At 70.4% G+C, this 21,192-nt stretch carries 22 protein-coding genes; 13 read left to right on the top strand and 9 right to left on the bottom strand.

What is annotated here, in order from left to right; translation table 11 throughout:
- The first annotated feature begins 193 nt into the window (after positions 1-193).
- On the top strand, positions 194-553 hold the full coding sequence (arsC, locus tag QTI33_RS23225; RefSeq protein ID WP_444814880.1) for an arsenate reductase (glutaredoxin): 360 nt from the start codon (positions 194-196) through the stop codon (positions 551-553).
- 37 nt (positions 554-590) lie between these two features.
- Here arsC and QTI33_RS23230 read toward each other — a convergent pair whose 3' ends face one another.
- Together QTI33_RS23230 and QTI33_RS23235 are read right to left on the bottom strand one after the other, a co-directional pair.
- Complete coding sequence (locus tag QTI33_RS23230) at positions 591-1,574, bottom strand: DMT family transporter (RefSeq protein WP_286508716.1); 984 nt, start codon at positions 1,572-1,574, stop codon at positions 591-593.
- 80 nt (positions 1,575-1,654) lie between these two features.
- Entirely contained in the window at positions 1,655-1,987 is a 333-nt protein-coding gene (locus tag QTI33_RS23235) for a FlxA-like family protein (RefSeq protein ID WP_286508717.1), read from the bottom strand.
- A 167-nt stretch (positions 1,988-2,154) separates the two neighbouring features.
- Between QTI33_RS23235 and QTI33_RS23240 the strand changes: the two genes are divergently transcribed.
- Complete coding sequence (locus tag QTI33_RS23240) at positions 2,155-2,796, top strand: response regulator (protein ID WP_286508718.1); 642 nt, start codon at positions 2,155-2,157, stop codon at positions 2,794-2,796.
- Between the two features lie 147 nt (positions 2,797-2,943).
- Positions 2,944-3,240, top strand: coding sequence for a hypothetical protein (locus QTI33_RS23245; RefSeq protein WP_286508719.1), 297 nt, complete (start codon positions 2,944-2,946; stop codon positions 3,238-3,240).
- A gap of 34 nt (positions 3,241-3,274) precedes the next feature.
- On the opposite strand, the gene QTI33_RS23250 is transcribed toward QTI33_RS23245, so the two are convergent.
- Positions 3,275-3,916, bottom strand: coding sequence for a response regulator (locus tag QTI33_RS23250; RefSeq protein WP_286508720.1), 642 nt, complete (start codon positions 3,914-3,916; stop codon positions 3,275-3,277).
- A gap of 144 nt (positions 3,917-4,060) precedes the next feature.
- Entirely contained in the window at positions 4,061-4,732 is a 672-nt protein-coding gene (locus QTI33_RS23255) for an alpha/beta hydrolase family protein (RefSeq protein ID WP_286508721.1), read from the bottom strand.
- A 149-nt stretch (positions 4,733-4,881) separates the two neighbouring features.
- Between QTI33_RS23255 and QTI33_RS23260 the strand changes: the two genes are divergently transcribed.
- Positions 4,882-5,631 carry a metallophosphoesterase family protein gene (locus QTI33_RS23260; protein ID WP_286508722.1) on the top strand — a complete coding sequence of 250 codons (750 nt, stop codon included), beginning with the start codon at positions 4,882-4,884 and terminating at the stop codon, positions 5,629-5,631.
- Between the two features lie 104 nt (positions 5,632-5,735).
- Here QTI33_RS23260 and QTI33_RS23265 read toward each other — a convergent pair whose 3' ends face one another.
- From QTI33_RS23265 to QTI33_RS23275, 3 genes are read right to left on the bottom strand one after another with little or no spacing between them, the layout of a single operon-like run.
- Complete coding sequence (locus QTI33_RS23265; RefSeq protein WP_286508723.1) at positions 5,736-6,218, bottom strand: cyclic nucleotide-binding domain-containing protein; 483 nt, start codon at positions 6,216-6,218, stop codon at positions 5,736-5,738.
- Positions 6,219-6,271: 53 nt separating this feature from the next.
- Positions 6,272-8,179 (bottom strand): AsmA family protein, encoded by a 1,908-nt coding sequence (locus tag QTI33_RS23270; protein WP_286508724.1) that lies wholly within the window; start codon positions 8,177-8,179, stop codon positions 6,272-6,274.
- Between the two features lie 25 nt (positions 8,180-8,204).
- Complete coding sequence (locus QTI33_RS23275; RefSeq protein WP_286508725.1) at positions 8,205-8,363, bottom strand: hypothetical protein; 159 nt, start codon at positions 8,361-8,363, stop codon at positions 8,205-8,207.
- Positions 8,364-8,627: 264 nt separating this feature from the next.
- On the opposite strand from QTI33_RS23275, the gene QTI33_RS23280 reads away from it, so the two are divergent.
- The 8 genes from QTI33_RS23280 to QTI33_RS23315 all read left to right on the top strand — a co-directional run bounded on the left by QTI33_RS23280 (position 8,628) and on the right by QTI33_RS23315 (position 17,158).
- Positions 8,628-8,861 carry a hypothetical protein gene (locus QTI33_RS23280; protein ID WP_286508726.1) on the top strand — a complete coding sequence of 78 codons (234 nt, stop codon included), beginning with the start codon at positions 8,628-8,630 and terminating at the stop codon, positions 8,859-8,861.
- Between the two features lie 231 nt (positions 8,862-9,092).
- Positions 9,093-9,314: a hypothetical protein gene (locus tag QTI33_RS23285; protein WP_286508727.1), complete on the top strand. Its 222-nt coding sequence runs from the start codon at positions 9,093-9,095 to the stop codon at positions 9,312-9,314.
- 19 nt (positions 9,315-9,333) lie between these two features.
- Positions 9,334-11,544, top strand: a complete 2,211-nt coding sequence (locus QTI33_RS23290) for a phosphocholine-specific phospholipase C (RefSeq protein WP_286508728.1) — start codon at positions 9,334-9,336, stop codon at positions 11,542-11,544.
- 61 nt (positions 11,545-11,605) lie between these two features.
- Positions 11,606-12,382 (top strand): DeoR/GlpR family DNA-binding transcription regulator, encoded by a 777-nt coding sequence (locus tag QTI33_RS23295; RefSeq protein WP_286508729.1) that lies wholly within the window; start codon positions 11,606-11,608, stop codon positions 12,380-12,382.
- Positions 12,383-12,529: 147 nt separating this feature from the next.
- Positions 12,530-13,654 carry a sugar ABC transporter substrate-binding protein gene (locus QTI33_RS23300; protein ID WP_286508730.1) on the top strand — a complete coding sequence of 375 codons (1,125 nt, stop codon included), beginning with the start codon at positions 12,530-12,532 and terminating at the stop codon, positions 13,652-13,654.
- 18 nt (positions 13,655-13,672) lie between these two features.
- Entirely contained in the window at positions 13,673-15,196 is a 1,524-nt protein-coding gene (locus tag QTI33_RS23305; RefSeq protein ID WP_286508732.1) for a sugar ABC transporter ATP-binding protein, read from the top strand.
- On the top strand, positions 15,196-16,179 hold the full coding sequence (locus QTI33_RS23310; protein ID WP_286508733.1) for an ABC transporter permease: 984 nt from the start codon (positions 15,196-15,198) through the stop codon (positions 16,177-16,179). The genes QTI33_RS23305 and QTI33_RS23310 overlap by 1 nt, the downstream gene beginning before the upstream one ends.
- 10 nt (positions 16,180-16,189) lie before the next feature.
- Positions 16,190-17,158: an ABC transporter permease gene (locus QTI33_RS23315; protein ID WP_286508735.1), complete on the top strand. Its 969-nt coding sequence runs from the start codon at positions 16,190-16,192 to the stop codon at positions 17,156-17,158.
- Here the strand turns inward: QTI33_RS23315 and QTI33_RS23320 are convergent.
- The gene (locus QTI33_RS23320; RefSeq protein ID WP_286508736.1) at positions 17,109-18,182 is read right to left on the bottom strand and encodes an MBL fold metallo-hydrolase; all 1,074 of its coding nucleotides are present in this window, start codon (positions 18,180-18,182) and stop codon (positions 17,109-17,111) included. The two genes, QTI33_RS23315 and QTI33_RS23320, sit on opposite strands and share 50 nt — an antisense overlap.
- A 69-nt stretch (positions 18,183-18,251) precedes the next feature.
- On the opposite strand from QTI33_RS23320, the gene QTI33_RS23325 reads away from it, so the two are divergent.
- The gene (locus QTI33_RS23325; protein WP_286508737.1) at positions 18,252-18,749 is read left to right on the top strand and encodes a CinA family protein; all 498 of its coding nucleotides are present in this window, start codon (positions 18,252-18,254) and stop codon (positions 18,747-18,749) included.
- Here the strand turns inward: QTI33_RS23325 and QTI33_RS23330 are convergent.
- The gene (locus QTI33_RS23330) at positions 18,746-21,175 is read right to left on the bottom strand and encodes a mechanosensitive ion channel domain-containing protein (RefSeq protein WP_286508738.1); all 2,430 of its coding nucleotides are present in this window, start codon (positions 21,173-21,175) and stop codon (positions 18,746-18,748) included. The two genes, QTI33_RS23325 and QTI33_RS23330, sit on opposite strands and share 4 nt — an antisense overlap.
- Between the last annotated feature and the right edge of the window lie 17 nt (positions 21,176-21,192).

The raw sequence follows: 21,192 nt of genomic DNA on the forward strand, positions 1-21,192 counted from the left end.
CCAAGCTGCGCGAGAAGGTCAAGCCGGTGATCGACAAGCACGCCGCCGCGGTCGGCGAGCCGACCGTCAAGGAGCTGATGGCGGAGATCGCCAAGGTGCGCAAGTAGGGGGGCGGCCTTGGCCGCGGTGCGGCCGGCGACACAATGGAGCCTTCGGCGTTTCGTCCCGGAATGCCACCGGACCCACCATCGTCATGAGCCAGATCACCATCTATCACAACCCCGCCTGCGGCACCTCGAGAAACGTGCTGGCGCTGATCCGCGAGGCGGGCGAAGCGCCCACCGTCGTCGAATACCTGAAGCATCCGCCCGACCGCGCGACGCTCGAGCAACTCGTCGCCGCCACGGGCGGTTCCGTGCGTGCGCTGCTGCGCCAGAAGGGCACGCCCTACGAGGAGCTCGGCCTGGGCGATGCGAAGTGGTCGGACGAAGCGCTGATCGACTTCATGCTGGCGCATCCGATCCTGCTCAATCGGCCGATCGTGGTAACGCCGCTGGGCACGCGCCTGTGCCGCCCCTCCGAGTCGGTGCTCGACATCCTGCCGCGCCGGTAGACGGCGGCCGATGGGCGCTGGGTCCCGCTGCCCGGGCTCAGGTCCGCGCGGTGGCCTTCGCGCCGATGCCGGCGCCGCTCGGCGCACCCGGCCCGGCCTGGGTCACGCGCCAGATGCCGTAGCACACGAGCACCAGCGCGAGGCCGTTGCGCCACTCGAGAATGCTCTCGCCGAGAAAGACCGCCGACAGCAGCGCGCCGAACACCGGCACCATGAAGTTGAACGCGGTGACCAGGCTCACGCGGTTGTACTTGAGCAGCAGGCTCCAGATCGAGATCGCGAGCGACGACAGCAGCGCCAGGTAGGCCAGCAGCGCCGACGACGCCAGCGTGAAGCCCGCCAACCCGCCGCCCATCGCATAGCCGGCCGCCAGCAGCGCCGCACCGCCGATCGCCAACTGCCAGCCGGTCATGACGATCGGATCGAGGCCCTGCGAGATGCGCTTGCCGTAGATGCTGGCGGCCGCCAGCACGAAGGCCGCGATCACCACGAAGCCCTCGCCGAGCAGCGTGAAATCGAGCTCGAGCAGGCCGCCCAGGCCGTTGCCCAGGTTGACGACCATCACGCCCGCGAAGCCCACCGCGCAGCCCACGGCCTTGCCGTAGCTGAGGCGGTCGTTCCGGTACAGGAAATGCGCCATCAGCACGCTGAAGAAGGTGCCGGTGGCGTTCATGATCGAACCCTTCACACCCGTGGTGTGGGCCAGGCCGATGTAGAAGAAGACGTACTGCAGGGTGGTCTGGGCCAGCCCCAGGAGCGCGATCTGTCCCCAGGCCCGGGCGCCGAGCCCGCGCACCGGCTTGCCGCTGAGCGCGGCGTAGGCCACGAGGGACAGGCCGGCGATCGCGAAGCGCCAGCCGGCGAACACCAGCTTCGACGCGACGTCGGCCGGGGCGATGCCGAACAGGGCGTAGCCGTTCTTGATCGCGGGGAAGGAACTGCCCCACAGCAGGCAGCAGAACAGGGCCAGCAGGAAGACGACCTTGCGGTCGGCGAGGAACGGGTGTTTGGGGGACGGCAAGGCGGGGCTCCGGAGGCGGCGTGATGAGGCGGTCACCTGCCCCAGAGCGGTGCATTCTATTCGTCCGCCATCGGGCTGCCTCAGGCCACGGTGTCGATCCTGCTGCCGGAGGTCAGGCTCGCGTTCGAGGGCGCGCTGCCCGACGCCGTGCTGCCAGCTGCCTGGACGCCCCCCTGCGGGGCCGCTTTCTGCGCTGCGGCGGCCTGCAGGGCGGCGATCTGCGCCTCGATCAGCGCGATCTGCTGGGCGACGAGCATCGTCTGCTGCTGCGTCGCCGCCGTGTCCTCGCCCTCCTGCAGGGTGGTGAGCTGCTTTTGCAGGGCAGTGAGCTGGCGCTGCAACACGGCCAGCTGGGAGCCAGTGTCTTTGGATGCGGATGCGGCAGTGCCGGAGGACGAGACAGCGGAAACCATGATTTCTCCCTAAGGGTCACGTCGATCCTGCGGCAAGAATTAGGAGAAATCGAGGATATCGACCGGAGCGGGCCCGGCCGATGGGGTTCGACATTTCTCCGAGTACTATTGCTTTATCACATGGTGTCAGCCATTGAACCAGAATTGTTTGGCCTGAGAAATGAAACGTGACAATCCGCTTGATCATTGCCGATGACCATCCCCTCATCCGAATTGGATTGAGGATGTTGCTAAAAAACAGGTCGGAATTTTCTATAATTGCAGAAGCCAATTCTTCAAATGCATTGTTGGATGCGCTGCGCCAGCATTCGGCCGATCTCCTGATCACCGATTTCTCGATGCCGGACGGGGAGACGCCCGACGGCCTCGGTTTGATCCAGCGACTGCGGCGCGACCACCGGGACTTGCCGATCATCGTGCTCACGATGATCGCCAATGCGGGCGTGCACGCCAGCATGCTGCGAAGCGGCGTCCGCGGCCTGGTCGACAAGTCGTCCGACATCGGCGAAGTCGTGCTGGCCCTCGATGCCGTCAATGCGGGACGGGACTATGTCAGTCCGTCGTTCCGAAAGAGCCTGTTGGATATGAAGCACCCGTGCCGCGACGGGATGTCGGCCCGGCTGTCGCCGCGCGAAACCGAGGTGCTGCGGCTTTTCGCCTCCGGGCTGACGGTGTCGTCGATCTCCGAGCGGCTGTCGCGCAGCGTCAAGACGGTGAGCAGCCAGAAATCGGTCGCGATGATGAAACTCGGCCTGAAGACCGACCACGACATCTTTTTCTATGCGCGCGAGCACGGCATGAAGTACTGACCCGGCCTGGCCCGCCCCGTGGAGCGCCGTGCGGCTCCTTTGTTTTAGGAATGTTCCGATGGGTTTCGACGGCTGCAGCTTTTAGATTGCATCTCGTGCGTATTGGGCAGTAAACCGCTGCATGAACGCCTGGAAAAAAAGCCGAACGTGAATTCCGAACATTTCGACGTCGAGTACGTGGAGGCCGCCAAGGCTCCCGCCCTGGACGCCTGCGGGGACGAGAACCTGTTGTGCAACTATCCCGGCCCGGGTTTTCTGCGCCTGCGCTGGGCCGAGTGGTGCGGCCTGGCGCGCGACTGCAAGGGAAACTGGCTCGAACTGCCCGACGCCGCGCAGCAGCGGGCGGCGCACAAGGTCAGGGTGGCCATCGTCCAGGGCGCCGCCATGGCGCCGGTCTACGTCGTCGATGCGCTGCGCGTCGACCCGCCGGCACTGGCGGTCTGAGTCCAGGCTGCGCGACCGGCGGACAGGACCACGTTCACGAGGTCAGCCCGTGCTCGCTGGCGTAGACGAAGATGTCGAGGTCGTTCTTGAGCCCGAGCTTGACCATCGCATCGTTCTTCTGCCGGCTCACGGTCTTGATGCTGCGCGACAGGCGCTCCGCGATGTCCGACACCGTGAGCCCGGATGCGAACAGCCGCAGCACTTCGACTTCGCGCGGAGAAAGCCGCGCGGATTCGCCGCTGTCCCGGTCGAACTGGCTCTGGCGCAGCCCTTCCCTGAAGGTCTCGCTGACGTAGTTGCGGCCCTGCGCGACCGCCTGGATGGCCAGCGAGATCTCGGCCATGCCCGCACCCTTGTCGATCAGGCCGCGCGCGCCGGCCTCGAGGATGGTGCCGTGCACGCCGACATTGGCGAGCATGGTCAGCACGATGATGGGCAGTGCCGGATGGTCGCGGCGCACCCTCTGGATCAGCCCGAGGCCATCCGCCGCCTGTCCGCCGGGCATCGAGAAATCGGTGATCAGCAGGTCGGCGGGGGTTTCGCGCAGCACCGACAGCAGCCGGTCCGCCGAATCGGCCTCGGCCACCACCGCGAGCCCGGGGTCGTTGCCAAGCAGTACCCGCACGCCGGCCCGGATCAGCGGATGGTCGTCGGCGAGGATCACGCGCAGGGTCATGGCGGTAGGGGCTTCGTCCTGAGGGTGTGACGATACCGTCCATGCCGCAGCCGTAGGGAATTTTTCTGATTCGCTTCGACGAAAAAGCCCAATGCTGCTCGGATCCGGCCCGGACCCCGGCGAGCGCGCCTGGGGCCTTGCGGCTCAGCGCAGCATCCAGGCCGCGGCGCCGTCGAGCACCTCGGCCATCACCTCGGCGTCGCTGCGGCCCGAGCGCACCAGCACGTGAAAGGAATGATCGGCCTCGGCGATCCGCAGCAGCGTGGCGGCGGGACCGAGCTTCGCCACCAACTGCTCGATGCGGTCGAACGCCGCCAGCTTGTCGCGCGTGCCCTGGACGAACAGCATCGGCACCCGCACGTCGAACAGGTGGCGCGCGCGATCGCTGGACGGCGCGCCGGCCGGATGGAGCGGAAAGCCCAGGAACACCAGGCCCGCGACGCCCGGCAGCGGCGCCAGCGACTGCGCCTGCGAAGTCATGCGGCCGCCGAATGACTTGCCGCCCGCGAACAGCGGCAGCCCGGGCCACCGGCCCGCGGCATGCGCCACGGCGGCGCGCACCGCGGCGTGGGCGACGGCCGGCGCGTCGGTGCGCTTCGAGCCGCGCTCCATGTAGGGGAACTGGTAGCGCAGCGTCGCGATGCCGCGCTGCGCCAAACCATCGGCCGCCCCGGCCATGAACGCGTGCGCCATGCCGGCGCCGGCCCCATGGGCGAGCACGTAGCAGGCGCGCGCCGCGGGCGGCGACAGCAGCAGGGCGGAGACGGTCTGCCCGTCGTCGAGGCGGAGGGTGGCGGACTGGGCGTCGGTCGTCATGGGCGGGGTCTCCGGAGGTCTGCGCCGGCTCGGCGCGGTCGTCAATACGCAATCTGGCGGTGCGCGGCGCGGCCGTTTGCGTCGGTCTGCGGGCCTTGCCGCGCCGGCCCGGACCCGACAATGCGAGCTCCGTCGCTGCAGCCCCCGTCGTGCGCATTCTCCTCGTCTCCGACCTTCACTACGCCTTGCCCCAACTCGACTGGGTGGTGCGCTCGGCCCCCTCCTTCGACCTGGTGGTGCTGGCCGGCGACCACCTGGACGTCGGCTCGGCGGTGTCGCTCGACGCCCAGTCGGTCGTCCTGCTGCGCTACTTTTCGCTGATGCGGCCGGCCCTGTCGCTGGTGGTGGCCTCGGGCAACCACGACCTGACGGGGCCGGACCGGCACGGCGAACGGGCGGCCCTGTGGCTGGCGGAGTGTCGACGCGCCGGGGTCTCGACCGACGGCGAATCGCTGGCCATCGGTGACACCCTGATCACCATCTGCCCCTGGTGGGATGGCCCGGCCGGGCGCGCGGCGCTCGAACGGCAGCTGGCCGCGGATGCGGCAAGACGCCCCGTGCGCTGGGTCTGGATCTACCACTGGCCGCCGCTGGGCTCGCCGACCTGCTGGACCGGCAAGCGTGAATATGGCGACGCCGACCTGGCGGCCTGGATTGCCGAGTACCAACCCGAGCTGGTGCTGTGCGGCCACGTGCACGAGCCGCCGTTCAAGCCGGCGGGCGCCTGGGCCGACCGCATGGGCGCCACCTGGGTGTTCAATGCCGGCAAGCAGATCGGGCCGGTGCCGGCCCACATCGTGATCGACCTGGCCGCCGGCTCGGCCTCCTGGCATTCGATGATGGGCGAGGAAGCGCTGGCGCTGGAGGCCGAGCGCGCCCCCGTGCGTTCGGTCTTCTGAGCCCCCACGCTCCGGCGCTTCGTGTGGGTCGCCGCCCTCCGAGGGGGCCGCAGGCCGCCCTGGGGTGGCCCGGCGCCTGAGCCTCCAACGGCGCGATCGGGGCGTCAGTAGTCGGGATTGGGCTCGCGCGCCGAGCCGGCTCGCGCCGGCGGCCCCTGGCGGTGGGCCAGGTGGCCCAGCACCTCGGACACCATGGCCAGGCCCGGCGAATCGCCGTACTGGTGCTTGAGATCGACGAGGTAGGTGGTGACCAGATTCAGGCGCTCGGCCAGGCCGGCGGCGATGACCCGGGTGATGGCCGGGTCGCTCATCAGAAAGGCCCGGCCGTCGGCCGCGAAGCGAACGATGCTGGGGGCGCTCGCCACCACCGTGGCGCTGTAGGGCGAGTCCAGCAGCAGGGAGATCTCGCCGATCGCCGCCCCGGGGCGGCTGACCGAATTGATCGCCACGCCCGCCTTGCTGACCAGCAACGTGCCCGAGACCAGGATCCAGAGGCCGTCGCCCGCCTCGCCTTCGCGCACCACCGTGTCGCCGGCCGCAAGCCTGATTTCAGGCAGACCGGCGCAGCGCTGAAGGAGTTCGTCCATCCGCCGATGTTAGGCCAACGGCCGCCGGACGACGAGGCCGGGGCGCCGCCGTCCTACCGGGCGGGTGCGGCATTTCGCCACGGCAGCAGGTGGCGCCGTGGCGGCGCCGCCTTCGCCGTCGGACGGCCCGCCGCGGCGGCCGGCTTGCCCTCGGCCTGGGCGCAGCTCGAGGGCGCGCCGCTGAGGGGGCGCAGCATCGGCGCCAGCAGCGTGATGCCGCCGGTCGCCGCCGCCGCGCCGACGTTGGCCGCCTGGCGCACCGCGCCGCGCGGGTTGATGCTGAGGACGGGGGCGTCGAGCGGGCCCTGCAGCACCAGCAGGTCGACCAGGCTGCCCGGATTCAGGTCGAGGCCGCGCTTGACCTGCGGATGGAACGCGAGCGAGAGGGTGCGCCGGGCGAGGTTGATCTCGCCGCTGGCCGAGATCGCCATCTGCCGCGTCTCGACCGCGATCGAACGGTCGATGGCCGCCACCCCGTTGCGCAGCGCAAGCCGCACCACGGCGCATTGCACGAGCAGGTTGTCGCGCGACTGGCCGGTCGGGATCAGGGCGTCGATCAGGCGCGCCAGGATGTCGCGATCCATCGAGGCGGCCCGGCCGACCAGCCCGACGTCGCGGGCGGTCAGCAGCGCTTCGCCGCTCGACGAGCCGGCCAGCGCCCAGGCCGTGCGGCCGCTCATCGCGAGCTTGGCGTCGAGGTTGGCACGGCCGCCCTTGAACAGCCGGGCGCCGCCGCGCACGGCCTCCAGCGATTCGATCGCCATCGATCGGGCGCTCAGCTGCAAGTCGATGCGCGGCGCGGCGTCCGGCGGCAGCCCGACCCGAAGCTGGCCGCGGGCCTGGCCGCCCGCGATCGTGAAGCTGAACGGCTCGACCTCCAGCCGACCGGGTTCGAAGGCGACCCGGGCCTGGAGCGCCGACAGGGCCGGCAGGCCCGCGACGGCCCAGGTCGGCGCCGAGAGTTCGGCCTCGAGCCGGATGGGCGAGCCTGCCGAGGCCTTCAGGCTGGCGTGGCCGGCCAGGCGCTGCCCGGCCAGCGACAGCTGGATCGCATCGGCGCGCCATTGCCCCGGCGTGTGCGTGAGCGTGGCCTGCCACGCGAGGGGGAGGGGGACCGTGGCCGCCGCGTCGCCCCAGGGCGCCAGCGCCTTGGCGGACGTGACCTGCAGCGCCACCTTGGCATCCAGCGCCCCCGCGTGCGCGCCGGTGCCCATGCTTCCTTGCAGCGACGCCGATACGCCCTCGCCCGTGGCCCGCAGGTCGAGCGGCCACTCGGCGGCGCCGGCCAGCAGGGCATCGAGCGGGCCGGTGTGGCCTTCGACGGCCCAGCGCTGGGGGCCCAGCGCCAGGCCGGCGTTCAGCTGGCTGCGCCCGTCGCCCGCCGCCTCGGCGACCAGCGATTCGATGTGCAGTTCCTGCGCAGCGCCGTCGCGGCCCTGGCGATAGCTGATGCGGGCATCGGTCGCGGCCAGCCGGTCGAGCGAGATTTGCGGCACCGCCCGGCCGGGGCCGCCCCCGCCGGCCGCTGCCGCCAGGCGCCAGTTGTACCGGCCGCTGCCATCGGATTCGAAGCGCAGTTCGCCGCCCTCGATGTCGACGCTGCGGATGCGCACGATGCCCGACAGCAGCTCGCGCAGATCGATCTCGAAGCCGATGTGGCGGGCCCGCAGCATGTCGGGCTCCGTGCCCCACTCGGCATTGGCGAGGGCCACCTGGGTGGCGTCGATCGTGAGCCGGGGCAGCAGGTGCAGCGTGAGTTCGCCGTCGATGCGAAAGGCGCGCCCGGTCGCTGTCGTGACGCTCTCCGCGAGCATCGCCGCCAGCCGTTGCGGGGGGTAGGCCCGCCGCAGCGCGACCCAGGCAGCGGCCAGCAGCAGGCCGAGGATGCACAGCGCGATCAGCACCCCGCGCGCGATGCGCCGCGCGCGGCCTGGCTCCTCGCGGACGGGGCTGTTCTCCATCCGCGCATTCTGCGGCCTGCCCGGGTCACTTGAAGGGTTGGTCGCGGATCGTCTCGGCCGACTTGCGCAGTTGGGCCTCGATCTCCTGTGCGATGTCGTCGCGGCGCTGCCTGCGGAGATAGACCGCCACAGCCCCGACCAGCACCGCGGACAGTGCGACAAAGCCGTAGACGCCCACTTCCATCTCCCGCTCTCCCTGTTGCCGGCTGGGGGACCCAACGAAAGGCCCTCCGCCGACTTTCGTCCGCGCGGAGGGCCCCCGCGGTCCCGGAGTGCCCGATGGGGTGTTGCCGAGACCGTGGAGCGACTATGCGACGGGTGGGGCGGCCCCGGGGTTCAGCGGCGAACGCAAGAACAGGACGGACGTTTCCTACTCGACCGTACCCGAAGCACCGCGCCGCGATGGATGCCGGCATACTGTTGCGCTCAACGAGGAAGAGACAGGACCGTGGCCCCAGCTGAACTGACCTTCGTCTACAAGGGCTACCGGGTGCTGACCTCCACCAGCGCGTCGCCGTACCGCCGCTACTGGGCGTGGGTGTCCTTCGATCTCTTCCCCGGCATCCCCGGCGCGCATCCGCGGCATCTCGTGCCCGGCGAATTTTCCGACCCGCACGCCGCCCTCGTCGCCGCCGACGGCTACGCCAAGGCCAAGATCGACCGTGGCGAGGTGTGGAGCTGATCGGCCCGCGCAGCGCACCCTGACTCTCTTCCACCGACGTCGCCTGGCAGCGACGCAGGACGCCTCTGCGCTTGTCAAAGCGCTGACATGTGGCGCGGCCATCATTGTGGCATCCAGAGTGTTTGTGGAAATTCGTGCAAATGCAAGTGTTGCCTCATTGGCAACGAGACGCACCCGGCGCGCTCTGGAGGTTCGCCCACCCGACATCCACTCACGAAAGAAAGAGATTCCATGCCTGCGCGTTTCGCTTCCTCCTTCTCCGAACCCCGGCCCGGTTGGCGTGCGGTTCTGCTCGGCCTCGCAACCGTCTTCGCGCTGAGCGCCTGCGGCGGCGGCGGCAGCAGCGCTGCGATCGCACCGGTCACCGGCGGCACCGCGACCGCGCCGGGGACCGCCGGCACGCCCGCGGCGCCGGACACCTCCGCCAAACCCGAAATGCGCTGCGCGCCCTGATCCCGTACGGAACCCCCCCATGACTTCACGACGCAATTTCCTGCGCGGCGCCGCCACCACCGGCATCGCCGCCGCCACGCTCGCCTCCTTTCCGCCCGCCATCCGCCGCGCGCTCGCCATTCCCGCCAACAACGCGACCGGAACGATCATGGACGTCGAGCACGTCGTGATCCTGATGCAGGAGAACCGCTCGTTCGACCACTACTTCGGCACGCTCGCCGGCGTGCGTGGCTTCGGCGACCGGTTCACGATCCCGCTGCCCGACGGCCGCACGGTGTGGGAGCAGGAATACCTGGCCGGCCAGATCGTGACGCCCTACTACCTCGACAGCACCAAGGGCAACGCGCTGCGCGTCAAGGGCACGCCGCACGACTGGAACGACGGCCAGAACGCCTGGGACGGCGGCCGCCTGAGCAAGTGGCCCACCTACAAGAAGACATCGACCGCGCCCTTCACGCAGTCGATGGGCTACTACCGCGAGGCCGAACTGAAGTTCCAGTTCGCGCTGGCCAATGCCTTCACGGTGTGCGATGCCTACCACTGCGCGATGCACACCGGCACCAACTCCAACCGCAGCTTCCACTGGACCGGCACCAACGGCCCGACCGGCGCCAACGTGGCGATGGTCACCAACGAATGGGACGACATCGGCCCCTCGACCCAGGGCTACGACTGGACCACCTACCCCGAGCGCCTCGAGAAGGCCGGCGTCAGCTGGATCGTCTACCAGAACATGCCGTCGAACTACACCGACAACCCGCTGTGCGGCTTCAAGCAGTACCGCCTTGCCAACGAGGCCTCGGGCAAGCCCGTGAGCCACGACGGCAGCGTGGTGTCGCCGGCCTACGACCCGGCCACCGACAACGTCGGCAACCCGCTCTACAAGGGCATCGCCAACACGATGCCGGACGGCGGCTTCCTCGCCACTTTCAAGCAGGACATCCTGAACGGCAAGCTGCCGCAGGTCAGCTGGGTGGTCGGGCCCTCGACCTACTCGGAGCACCCGAGCCCGTCGAGCCCGGTGCAGGGCGCCTGGTACATCCAGGAGGTGCTGGACGCGCTCACCGCCGTGCCCGAGGTCTGGAGCAAGACCGTGCTGATCGTCAACTTCGACGAGAACGACGGCTTCTTCGACCACGTCCCTTCGCCGGCGGCGCCTTCGAAGGATGCGGGTGGCGTGGCCGCCGGCAAGACCACGCTGAGCGATGCCGACATGGGCGTCGAGTACTTCACCCATCCGGCGCCCCCCGGCACGGCCGACCAGGACACGCCGGACGGCCGCGTGTACGGCCCCGGCATGCGCGTGCCGATGTACGTCATCTCGCCCTGGAGCCGCGGCGGCTGGGTCAACTCGCAGGCCTTCGACCACACCTCGGTGCTGCGCTTCCTCGAGGCCCGCTTCGGCGTCAAGGAGAACAACATCAGCGCGTTCCGGCGCGCGGTGTGCGGCGACCTCACGAGCGTCTTCAACTTCGCGACGCCGAACACCGAGGTGCTGCCGACGCTGGCCGGGCGCACGACCAAGGCCGACGCCGACACGCTGCGGGCGTCGCAGGATGCCCTCACGCAGGTGGCGCTGCCCGGCACCGCGACATTGCCCAAGCAGGCCACCGGCACGCGTCCCTCGCGCGCGCTGCCCTACGAGCTGCACACCAGCGCGCGCTGCGACGCCACGAGCGGCAAGGTGCAGCTGCTGTTCGCCAACACCGGCAAGCAGGCCGCGGTGTTCCACGTCTACGACAAGCTGCACCTGGACCGTCTGCCGCGCCGCTACATGGTGGAAGCGGGCAAGACGCTGGATGACAGCTGGGCCGCGATAACCGACGACGCCGGCCTCTACGACCTCTGGGTGCTCGGGCCAAACGGCTTCCACCGCCACTTCAAGGGCGATCTCAACGCGCTGCGCGCCAACGACGTGGCCCAGCCCGAAGTGCGGGTGTGCTACGACATCACTAACGGCAATGTGTACCTGACGATGATCAACACGGGCAAGAAGGCGGCCGGCTTCACGGTCAAGGCCAAGGCCTATCGCGGCGATGGTCCGTGGACGGTCCCGGTCGCCGGCAACACCACGGTCGACCAGCATTGGGAGCTCGCGGCCAGCGGCCAGTGGTATGACTTCGCCGTGACCTGCGACACCGACCCGCGCTACTACCGGCGCTTCGCCGGCCGGGTCGAGACCGGCAAGCACACGGTCAGCGATCCGGCCATGGGCATGGCCGACCTCTGACCGGGGCGGCGCCGCGGCGTGCATCATGGCGCTTGTCGCCGCGGCGCCCCAACCTCCTCCCATGCTTCAAGAAGAACGATTGCTGCGCATCCGCAGCCTGCTGGCCACCTTCTCCCGCCTGAGCGTCGAGCGGGTGGTTCAGGACCTGGACGTGTCGCGCGAAACCGTGCGGCGCGACCTGGTCGCGCTCGAGGGGCTCGGCGAGCTGCGCCGGGTCCATGGTGGCGCCGTCGCCACCACGCCGTCCCCCGAGCCGCCGCTGGCGCTGCGGCTGATCGCGCGGCAGAAGGAGAAGCGCGCCATCGCCAAGGCCGCGCTCGGCCTGCTGCAGCCGGGCCAGACCGTGTTCCTCGATGCCGGCAGCACGACGGCGATCCTGGCCGAGGAGATCGCCGGCCTCAGCGGCATGACGGTGATCACGAACTCGCTCGCCATCGCGCTCAAGCTGGCGGGTGCCGACGAGGGCCGCGTGTCGGGCAACGCGGTGCGGCTGCTGGGCGGCCAGATCGACGTCAAGACGCAGGCCACCCACGGCGACGGCACGCTCGAGGACCTCCGCCGCTTCCGTGCCGACCTCGCCCTGCTGTCGCCGGTGGGCCTGCATCCGAAGCACGGCGCCATGAGCTTCGAGCACCACGAAGCCGCCGTCGCGCGCGCCATGGCGCAACAGGCGCAGCAGGTGGTGATCCTGGCCGACCACAGCAAGATCGGCCAGGCCAGCCGCGTGACCTACGTTCGCAGCGCCGACATCGACATCATGGTCACCGACGCCAGGTCGCGCGAGATCGCGGCGCTGGCGGCGCTGCGCAAGGTCTGCGCGCGGGTGATCGTGGCCTGAGGGCAAGGGTAATCACCAAGCGGCCCGCGAGACGACACATTCGTATGATGACCGTGCCTCCCGCGCGCCGGACGACGCGCGGGGGGTGCACGGCATTGTTCGTCCGACGGCCGGTCCTGCGCGACCGAGCCTCCCAAGGAGACAGCAATGATCTTTCGCACACGCATTGCCGCGGCGGTCGCCGCATGCCTCGCCACCGGCGCCGTCATGGCGGCCGGCCCGGCAGTGGTCGGCGGACCCGGCGAGAACCCGGCCTGCTTCAAGCCCTGGGACGCCAGCACCAAGTACTTCCAGTGGCCGGCCAAGAAGGGGCCGTACCGCATCGCGCTGGCCAACGGCTTCGTCGGCAACACCTGGCGCATCCAGATGATCAAGATGGCCAAGGCCTACGCGGCGACGCCGGAGATGAAGCCGCAGATCAAGGAATTCAAGATCGTCTCCACCGGCACCGACGTCGCCGCCCAGATCGCGGCCATGGACAACTTCATCAACTCGGGCTACGACGCCATCGTCACGATCGCGGTCAATCCGACGGCCTTCGCGCCGGTCATCAAGCGCGCCAACGCCGCGGGCATCGTCGTCGTGCCTTTCGACAACGTGCTCGACAGCACCGAGGTGATGATGGTCAACGAAGACCAGAACGCGATGGGCGCGCAGTCGGGCGAATGGCTGGTCAAGAACATCCCGTCGAAGAGCGGCCGGCTGCTCGAAGTGCGCGGCGTTCCGGGCAACTCGGTCGACCGCGACCGCCACTTGGGCTTCCGCAAGGTGGTCGAGGCGCCGGGCAACAAGTTCGAGGTCGTCGAAGTGGTCGGCAACTGGGACGACGGCACGGCGCAGAAGGCGGTGGCCGACGCCGTGGCGGTGCACAAGAGCTTCGACGGCATGTACACGCAAGGCGGATCGACCGGCTCGGTGCGGGCGCTGATCGATGCCAAGCACAAGATGATTCCGGTGGCCGGCGAGGCCGAGAACGGCTTCCGCAAGCTGTGCGTCGAGCGCGCCAAGGACGGCCTGCTCTGCACCTCGATGGGCCAGTCGCCGGGGCTGGTCGCGATCTCGATGAAGGCGGCCGTCGCGGCGCTGCAGGGCAAGGTGATGCCGCAGCTGATCTCGGTGCCGATCCCGACCGCCACCCACCCCGACTTCAAGGCCGGCGAGAACTACTTCCCCGACCTGACCGACAACTTCTTCACCACCAACGACTTCCCGCCCTGCGGCGTGACCTTGAAAGCGACCGACATCATGTCGAAGGACGAGAAGAACAACTGACGCCACGGACGCTTCGGTTTGGCCCCGGTCCTCGAGCTGGTCGACGTCTCCAAGCGCTATGGCGGCGTGCGGGCGCTCGACCACGCGCAGTTCGCCTGTGCGCCGGGGCGCATCCATGCGCTGCTGGGCGAGAACGGCGCCGGCAAGTCGACCCTGATCAAGATCATGGCCGGGGTCGTGCAGCCCGACGAGGGCCGCATCGTGCTCGAAGGCACCGATCGCCGCTTCGCGCATCCGCAGCACGCGGTGGCGGCGGGGATCGCCTGCATCTTCCAGGAGCTGTCGCTGATGCCGCACCTGAGCGTGGCCGACAACATCTGCATCACCAATCCGCCGACGCGCCTCGGCCTGATCGACCGCCGGGCCCAGCGCCGCGTGGCCGAGGCGGCGCTGGCGCGCGCCGGGGCAGAGGACGTCCATCCGCTGGCGCCGGTCGACAGCCTCTCGCTGTCGCGCCGCCAGATGGTCGAGATCGCCAAGGCCCTGTCGCGTGAGCCGAAGATCCTGATCCTCGACGAGGCCACCTCGGCCCTCACCGCGGCCGACGTGCAGCGGGTCTACGGCCTGCTCAAGCGGCTGCGCGACGAGGGCCTAGCGATCGTCTACATCTCGCACCGCATGAACGAGATTGCGGAACTGGCGGACGAATGCTCGGTGTTCCGCAACGGCCGGCACGTGGCGACCTTCGCCGCCGGCAGCCAGAGCGATGCGCAGACGGTCGAGATGATGATCGGCCGCGACATCGCGCATGCCTTCCCGCCCAAGCCGCCGGCCCGCAGCGCCGCCGAGACGGCGCCGCCCGCGCTCGACGTGCGCGGCCTGTGCTGGAGCGGCCGGCTGCACGACATCCGGCTGGCCGTCCACCCGGGCGAGATCGTCGGCCTCGGCGGGCTCGACGGCCAGGGCCAGCGCGAATTCTTCCTGGCGCTGTTCGGCGTCCTGCGCGGCGTGACGGGCGAGGTGCGCCAGGGCGGCGAGACGGTCTCGGCCGGCAGCCCGCGACAGGCCAAGCGCCGCGGGATCGGCATCGCCCTGGTGCCGGAGGACCGCAAGACCGACGGCCTGATGCTGCCGATGTCGGTGCGCGACAACCTGAGCTTCGCGGCGCTCGAGCGCCTGAGCCGGGCCGGTGTCGTCATCGCGTCGGCGGAGGCCGAGGCCACGGCCGCGATGGTCCGCAGGCTGTCGATCAAGGCGCCCGAACTCGGCGAGCCGGCGGCCACGCTGTCGGGCGGCAACCAGCAGAAGGTCGTGATCGCCAAGTGGCTGATGAACGCGCCGCGCATCGTGCTGCTCAGCGACCCCACGCGCGGCATCGATGTCGGCACCAAGCAGGAGATCTATGTGCTGCTTCGGCGCTTGGCGGAGGAGGGCGCCGCCGTGCTGCTGTATTCGACCGACTATGCCGAGCTGATCGGCTGCTGCGACCGGGTCGCCGTGTTCTTCGACGGCCGCATCGTGCGCTGGCTGGCCGGCGCCGAGCTGACCGATCATGCGCTGGTGGCCAGTGCCCTCAACCTCACGGCGGAGACCTTGCATTGATGCGCGGCGACTGGCGCTTCCGGTTGCGCGAGCAGCGCGCCTGCTGGACCGCCGCCGCCCTGTTCGTGCTGATCTTCGCGCTCTACATCGCCAAGCACCAGACCGGCTGGAACGTGCCGGTGCTGACCACCGCCGCCAACAAGGGCGTGCTGCTGGCGATCGTCGCGATGGCGCAGACCTTGCCGGTGCTGACCTCGGGCATCGACCTGTCGGTCGGCATGGTGTTCGTGCTGGCGAACTGCCTCGCCTCGCACCTGGTGGTCGGCACGCCCCTGCAGGCGGCGGCCGGCGTGCTCGCCGTGCTGGCCGTCGGCGCGCTGTGCGGCTGGATCAACGGCGCGATCATCGTCTATGGCCGGCTGCAGCCGATCATCACGACGCTGGCCACCGGCGCGATCTATTTCGGCTTCGCGCTGGGCCTGCGGCCGGTGCCGGGCGGCGATGTCCACGCCGGGCTGGCCGACGCGCTCACCGGCGCGCTGCCGGGCGGCGTGCCGGCGATGGGGGTGGTGCTGCTGGCGGTGGTGCTGCTGGTCTGGGTGCCTTACCGCCGCTCGGCGGTCGGCCGCGCGGCGCTGGCGATCGGCTCGGCCGAGGCGGCCGCCTACATGTCGGGCGTGAACATCGGCCGCACCCGGCTCGTGACCTACACGCTGGCCGGCTTCCTGGCCTCGATCGGCGGGCTGCTGCTGACCTTCGTCACCTATTCCGGCGAGGCCTCGGCGGCGATCGGCGGCGTCTACACGCTGAATTCCATCGCCGCCGTGGTCATCGGCGGCACCTCGCTGGCGGGCGGCGCGGGCAGCGCCATCGGCTCGGTGTTCGGCGCACTGGTGCTGCGCACCATCGGCGACCTGCTCTTCGTGTTCGATCTCGAGCCGCTGTGGCAGCCGCTGTTCCAGGGCGTCATCCTGCTGGCCGCGGTCAGCCTCGGGGCGCTGCGGCTGCTCAAGGTGGGCAACCGGCTCGACCTCTTCAAGTGACGCCGCCACCGTGACCGCGCTCGCCCTTCGCCTGAGGCGTTCCCGCCACCTGCCGGTCGTTGCGGCGGCGGCCTGCACGCTCGGGCTGCTGCTGGTCGGCAGCCTCTACTCGCGGAACTTCCTGTCGGCCGACTATCTGTTGCTGCAGTTGCAGATCGCCTCGTTCCTGGGCCTCATCGCGACCGGCGCGATGCTGGTCATCCTGCTCGGCGGCATCGACCTGTCGGTGCCATGGCTGGTGACCGTCGGTGGTGTGATGTCGGCGGCCGCGGCCGGCTGGTGGGGGAGTGCCGGGGAGTGGCTCGCGATGCCCTTCGGCATTCTCTGCGGCGGACTGTTCGGGGTCGTCAACGGCATCGGCGTGGCCTACCTGCGGGTGCCGTCGATGATCTTCACGCTCGGCATCAATGCGGTGGCCCAGGGGCTGATCGTGGTCCAGACCGGCGGCTTCGCGCCGCAGGACCGCGCCACGCCGGCCATGCACCTGCTGGCCACCGGGCGGTCGCTGCTCGGCATTCCCAACCCGCTGCTGGTGTGGATCGTGGTCGGCGGCTGCACCCTGTTCCTGCTGCATCGCACGACGCTGGGCCGCGCCATCTACGGCGTCGGCAACAGCGAGCGCGCCGCCTACCTGTCGGGAGTGGACACGCGGCGGGTCACGCTGCTGTGCTTCGCGATCGCCGGCGCCTGCTCGGCGGCGGCCGGCGTGCTGTTGACCGGCTATTCGACCAAGGCCTACCAGGCCATGGGCGACGCCTACCAGCTGCCCGCGATCGCCGCGGTGGTGCTGGGCGGCACCCACATCCTCGGCGGCCGGGGCTCCTATGTCGGCACGGTGGTGGGCGTGATCCTGATCACGCTGCTGCAGTCGATCCTGTCCGTGATGCAGATCCCCGAGATGGGACGCCAGGTGATCTACGGCGCCGTGATCATCGCGATGCTGCTGATGTATGGCCGGGGGCGCCGGCATTCGCAGTAGGCTCCAGCGGATAGCCGGCCTCGCGCCAGGCCTTCATGCCGCCGTCCAGCGCCACCGCGTGCAGGAAGCCCATCTCCCGCAGCGTGGCCGCTGCCAAGGTCGAGATGTAGCCCAGCTCGCAGCAGGTCAGGATGCGCCGCGTCGGGTCCGGCAACTCCTGGTTGACGCGCAGTTCGAGCTGCCCGCGCGGCAGCAGCCGGGCGCCGGGGATGTGGCCGGCCTCGAAGGCATCGCGCTCGCGCACGTCGAGCACGATCAGGTCGTCTTCGGCGGCCTCGACGCGGCCCTTGAGCTCGACCAGCGACATGAAGGGCACCGACGACGTGGCCTCGGCCAGCAGCCGCGCCACGGTCTTGCCGCCGCTCATGTTGGTGCGCAGGGCCTCCGTGATGTGGGTCGGCATCGTCAGGTTGAGGCTGCGCATCATCTCGACGAAGGCGGCGCGTTCGCGTTTCTGCAGCCGCGGGTTCGACGCCAGCTCCTCGGCGATCGTCGAATGGCTGCGGCCCTTGTAGTCGTGGGCCGGGTACACCTTGAGCGCCGGATCGAGATGCAGCACGCGGTTGAAGAGGCTGTCGTAAAGCGCCTCGGGGTCGCCGCTCGGCAGATCGGTGCGGCCGGTGCCGCCGATCAGCAAGGTGTCGCCGGTGAAGAGCCGGTCGCCGACCTGGATGCACATCGAGTCGGCCGTGTGGCCGGGCGTGTGCAGCACCTGCAGGCGCATCTCGCCGACCACGATCATCTCGCCGTCGCCAAGCCGCATGTCGACGAAGGGCGCCGGGCTGGCGCGCTGCATCACGACCGGCACGGCGAGCTGGCGCGCCAGTTCCTTGGTGGCCGAGAAATGATCGGCGTGGGTGTGGGTGTCGATGAGGTAGCGGATGCGCACCCCGTTCTGGGCGGCGAGGGCCACGTAGTGGTCGATCTGGCTCAGCGCCGGATCGATCAGGACGGCGGCGCGGGTCTGGTCGCAGCCCACGAGGTAGGACTGACAGCCGCCGGTTGCAACTTGCTCGAAGATCATGGTGGGCCTCGCTGGCGGTCGAGTCTAGCGGGCTCTGCGGCCAGGGCAAAGCGCCCTTACGATAGCCGCATGTCCGACCTGCCACCGCTCGCCATCCTCGCCGCCCGCGTCGGCGCCACCCTGAAGGAGCGCGGCCAGACGGTCGCGGTCACCGAATCCTCGGCCGGCGGGCTGGTCTCGGCGGCGCTGCTGGCGATCCCCGGGGCCTCGGCCTTCTTCCTCGGCGGTGCCGTGGTCTACACCCGGCGCGCCGGCAAGGCCCTGCTCGGCCTCACGCCCGCCGACGTCGCCGGCCTGCGCGGTGAGACCGAGCCCTATGCCGCGCTGGTCGCCAACCGGGTCCGCCAGCAGCTGCGAGCCACCTGGGGCCTGGCCGAAAGCGGGGCGGCGGGCCCGTCGGGCAGCCCCTACGGCGACGCGCCCGGCCATGTGTGCCTGGCGGTGGCGGGCGCGGAGACGTCGACCCGGACCATCGCGACCGGCGAAGCCGAACGGGCGCTCAACATGGACCTGTTCGCGCGCCATCTGCTGGCGCTGTTCGACAACGTCCTGCAGGCGCAGGCTTAGGCCGGCGCTGCGGGCTCCTTGCCCGCCAGCGCCTGCGCGAACTCCGCCGACAGGCCGCGCAGGTGCAGGTCGCTCTGCGGCCGGGGCACCTCGATGCCGGCTTCCGCCAGGCCTTCGCGCACCGCCACCGCCAGGTTGCTGCGCACCACCACCCAGCTGACGCTGTCGGTGGTCCAGGCGCGCAGGCTGAAGTCGAGGGCGCCGGCGGTCAGGCCGGTCATGAGGGCGGCAGGTTCCGGCACGGTGGCCACGCCATCGACGGCGCGGGCGATCGCGAGCAGCAGCTCGATGGTGGTGCGCGGCGGCACGTCGGGGCCGGTGCTGACGTTGATGTCGATGCGCCGGCGCGTGCCCCGCAGCGTCCAGTTGACCAGCTTGTCGGCCAGCAGCATGCCGTTGGGCACCACCACGTCGGCGCCTTCGAAGGTGGTCACGATGGTGGCCCGCATGCCGATCTGGCGCACCGTGCCCGACATGCCCGCGACGTCGACCACGTCGCCCGGCTGGATCGGCCGCTCGAACATCAGGATCAGGCCGGCGACGAAGTTCTTCACGATGTCCTGCAGCCCGAAGCCGATGCCGACGCCGAGGGCGCCGAACACGATGGCCAGCTGCCCGATCGGGAAGCCCAGCACGGCCAGCGCCGACAGCAGGCCGACCAGCAGGATCGTGTAGTAGCTCAGGGTCGAGATGCTGTTGCCCACGCCGCGCGTGAGGGCGAGCGAGGGCAGGATGTCTTCGGCCAGCAGCATGCGGATCGTGCGCGCCAGCCAGAAGGCCAGGAAGGCGGCGGCGACGAAAGCCGCGATGTTGCCGAGGCTGAGCGACACCACGCCGATCGTGAAGCCGTAGGAGAGGATCGCCAGCAGGAAATCCGACAGCGGGCGATAGATGCGAAAGGCCTGCAGCCCGATGACGACGCAGGCGACCGCCATCAGCGTGCGGCCGATCCTGGCGCCGGCGTCGATCAGCGAACTGGTGTTGCGCGCGCCCGGGCGCGCCGGCCCGGGTCGCGCCAGCAGCACCCTGAACAGCGCCACCAGCACCGTGGCGCCGGCGTACATGACCAGGGCGAGGTAGCTGGTGTCGAGCACGGCGCTGGTCAGCATGGTCGCCAGCGACACGTTGCCCAGCAGGTTCGAGACCGCGGCCGCCGCCAGCACCACCGAGGCGGCGCCGAGCAGGTAGATCATCGGGGGCGGACTGGACGGCGCCTCCGCCGTGCCGGCGGCGCGGCGCGCCCGCGCGACCAGCCAGACCAGGGTGCCGGCCATCGCCAGGTCCATCAGGAGCAGCATGCTGCGGTAGAGGAACTCGTTGCCGAGCAGCAGCGAGGCCAGCACGTTCAGGAAGTAGAACACCGCGCTGAGGTAGGCCCAGGGGCCGACGGCCTGCAGGATCCGCTCGGGCAGCAGCCGCAGCACGGGCACCCAGGCCAGCAGCATGGCGGCCTGCTGGCGGATGGCCGGACCCTGGAAGTCGAACACCACCGCGCCGAGCGCCAGCAGCACCAGCCAGGCCGCCCAGGGGCGGGTCAGCGCCTGCAGCGAGGCGGCGCTCGCATGGCCCTGGGCGATCAGCTGCCCGGCGCGAAGGCGCAGCCAGAACAGCAGCGGCAGCAGCACCAGGCCGACCGCCACCAGCACCCGCAGCACGGGGGCGTTGGCGGCATCGTGGTCGCGCGCGAACGCGGTCTCGATGGCCAGGCTCTTGCGCAGGCTCACGTTGGCGGTCTCGGCGGCGTGCCCGGCGGCAGCGCCCTGCCACAGGGCCGGCGAATCCATCGACAGCAGGCGCCGGTCGAGTTCCTCGACCTGGGTCAGCACTGCCGTCTGGCCGGCCTCGACCTCGGCCGCCAGCACGCTCGCCTGGCGCCCGAGATCCAGCAGTTCGGCCAGCGGTTGCGCGACCCGCTGCTCGGCCTGCTCGATCTGCGCGACCAGCTCGTCGATGCGCTGCAGCAGCGCCGGCGCCAGCTCGGCCGACCCCGCGCGCGTGGCCTGCCAGGCGGCACGGCGGGCGGCCAGCGAGGCGGCATCCTCGGCGTGCGCGTGGGTGGTGCGCGAGAGGCGGGCGCGGCCGTCGGCGATCTCGCGGGCATAGAGCTGCCAGTGCCGCTGCAGGCTTTCGAGGCGGCGCACCGGCAGCGCGGAGAGGTCGGTGCCGGTGGCCAGCGTCGACAGCTGCTCGACGGCGGCGGACTGGCGGGCCAGCACGTCGTGCGAGCGCTGCAGGTCTTCAGGCGACGCGGTCCGGCGCATGGCCGCCTGGACGAACTGCTCGTCGGCGTCGGCGCGGGCCGTGATGTCGGCGGTGGCGATCGGGGCGGCCGCCGTGGCGGCGGGCGGTGCGTCGGCTGCCGTCGCCGCCGGTGCGCCGACGAGCCACAGCGCGCAGGCGATGAAGGCGAGGAGGCGCGTGGGCATGGTGGGTCGCGGCGATG

Origin of the sequence: Variovorax davisae (assembly GCF_030316845.1) — a bacterium.
GTDB lineage: Bacteria > Pseudomonadota > Gammaproteobacteria > Burkholderiales > Burkholderiaceae_C > Variovorax > Variovorax davisae.

Coding starts and splice junctions, on each gene's coding strand:
- QTI33_RS23255 (WP_286508721.1), bottom strand. CDS start 4,732: ATGACGACCGACGCCCAGTCCGCCACCCTCCGCCTCGACGACGGGCAG.
- QTI33_RS23250 (WP_286508720.1), bottom strand. CDS start 3,916: ATGACCCTGCGCGTGATCCTCGCCGACGACCATCCGCTGATCCGGGCC.
- QTI33_RS23320 (WP_286508736.1), bottom strand. CDS start 18,182: ATGATCTTCGAGCAAGTTGCAACCGGCGGCTGTCAGTCCTACCTCGTG.
- QTI33_RS23290 (WP_286508728.1), top strand. CDS start 9,334: ATGACTTCACGACGCAATTTCCTGCGCGGCGCCGCCACCACCGGCATC.
- QTI33_RS23270 (WP_286508724.1), bottom strand. CDS start 8,179: ATGGAGAACAGCCCCGTCCGCGAGGAGCCAGGCCGCGCGCGGCGCATC.
- QTI33_RS23235 (WP_286508717.1), bottom strand. CDS start 1,987: ATGGTTTCCGCTGTCTCGTCCTCCGGCACTGCCGCATCCGCATCCAAA.
- QTI33_RS23265 (WP_286508723.1), bottom strand. CDS start 6,218: ATGGACGAACTCCTTCAGCGCTGCGCCGGTCTGCCTGAAATCAGGCTT.
- QTI33_RS23285 (WP_286508727.1), top strand. CDS start 9,093: ATGCCTGCGCGTTTCGCTTCCTCCTTCTCCGAACCCCGGCCCGGTTGG.
- QTI33_RS23275 (WP_286508725.1), bottom strand. CDS start 8,363: ATGGAAGTGGGCGTCTACGGCTTTGTCGCACTGTCCGCGGTGCTGGTC.
- arsC (WP_444814880.1), top strand. CDS start 194: ATGAGCCAGATCACCATCTATCACAACCCCGCCTGCGGCACCTCGAGA.
- QTI33_RS23330 (WP_286508738.1), bottom strand. CDS start 21,175: ATGCCCACGCGCCTCCTCGCCTTCATCGCCTGCGCGCTGTGGCTCGTC.
- QTI33_RS23295 (WP_286508729.1), top strand. CDS start 11,606: ATGCTTCAAGAAGAACGATTGCTGCGCATCCGCAGCCTGCTGGCCACC.
- QTI33_RS23300 (WP_286508730.1), top strand. CDS start 12,530: ATGATCTTTCGCACACGCATTGCCGCGGCGGTCGCCGCATGCCTCGCC.
- QTI33_RS23325 (WP_286508737.1), top strand. CDS start 18,252: ATGTCCGACCTGCCACCGCTCGCCATCCTCGCCGCCCGCGTCGGCGCC.
- QTI33_RS23310 (WP_286508733.1), top strand. CDS start 15,196: ATGCGCGGCGACTGGCGCTTCCGGTTGCGCGAGCAGCGCGCCTGCTGG.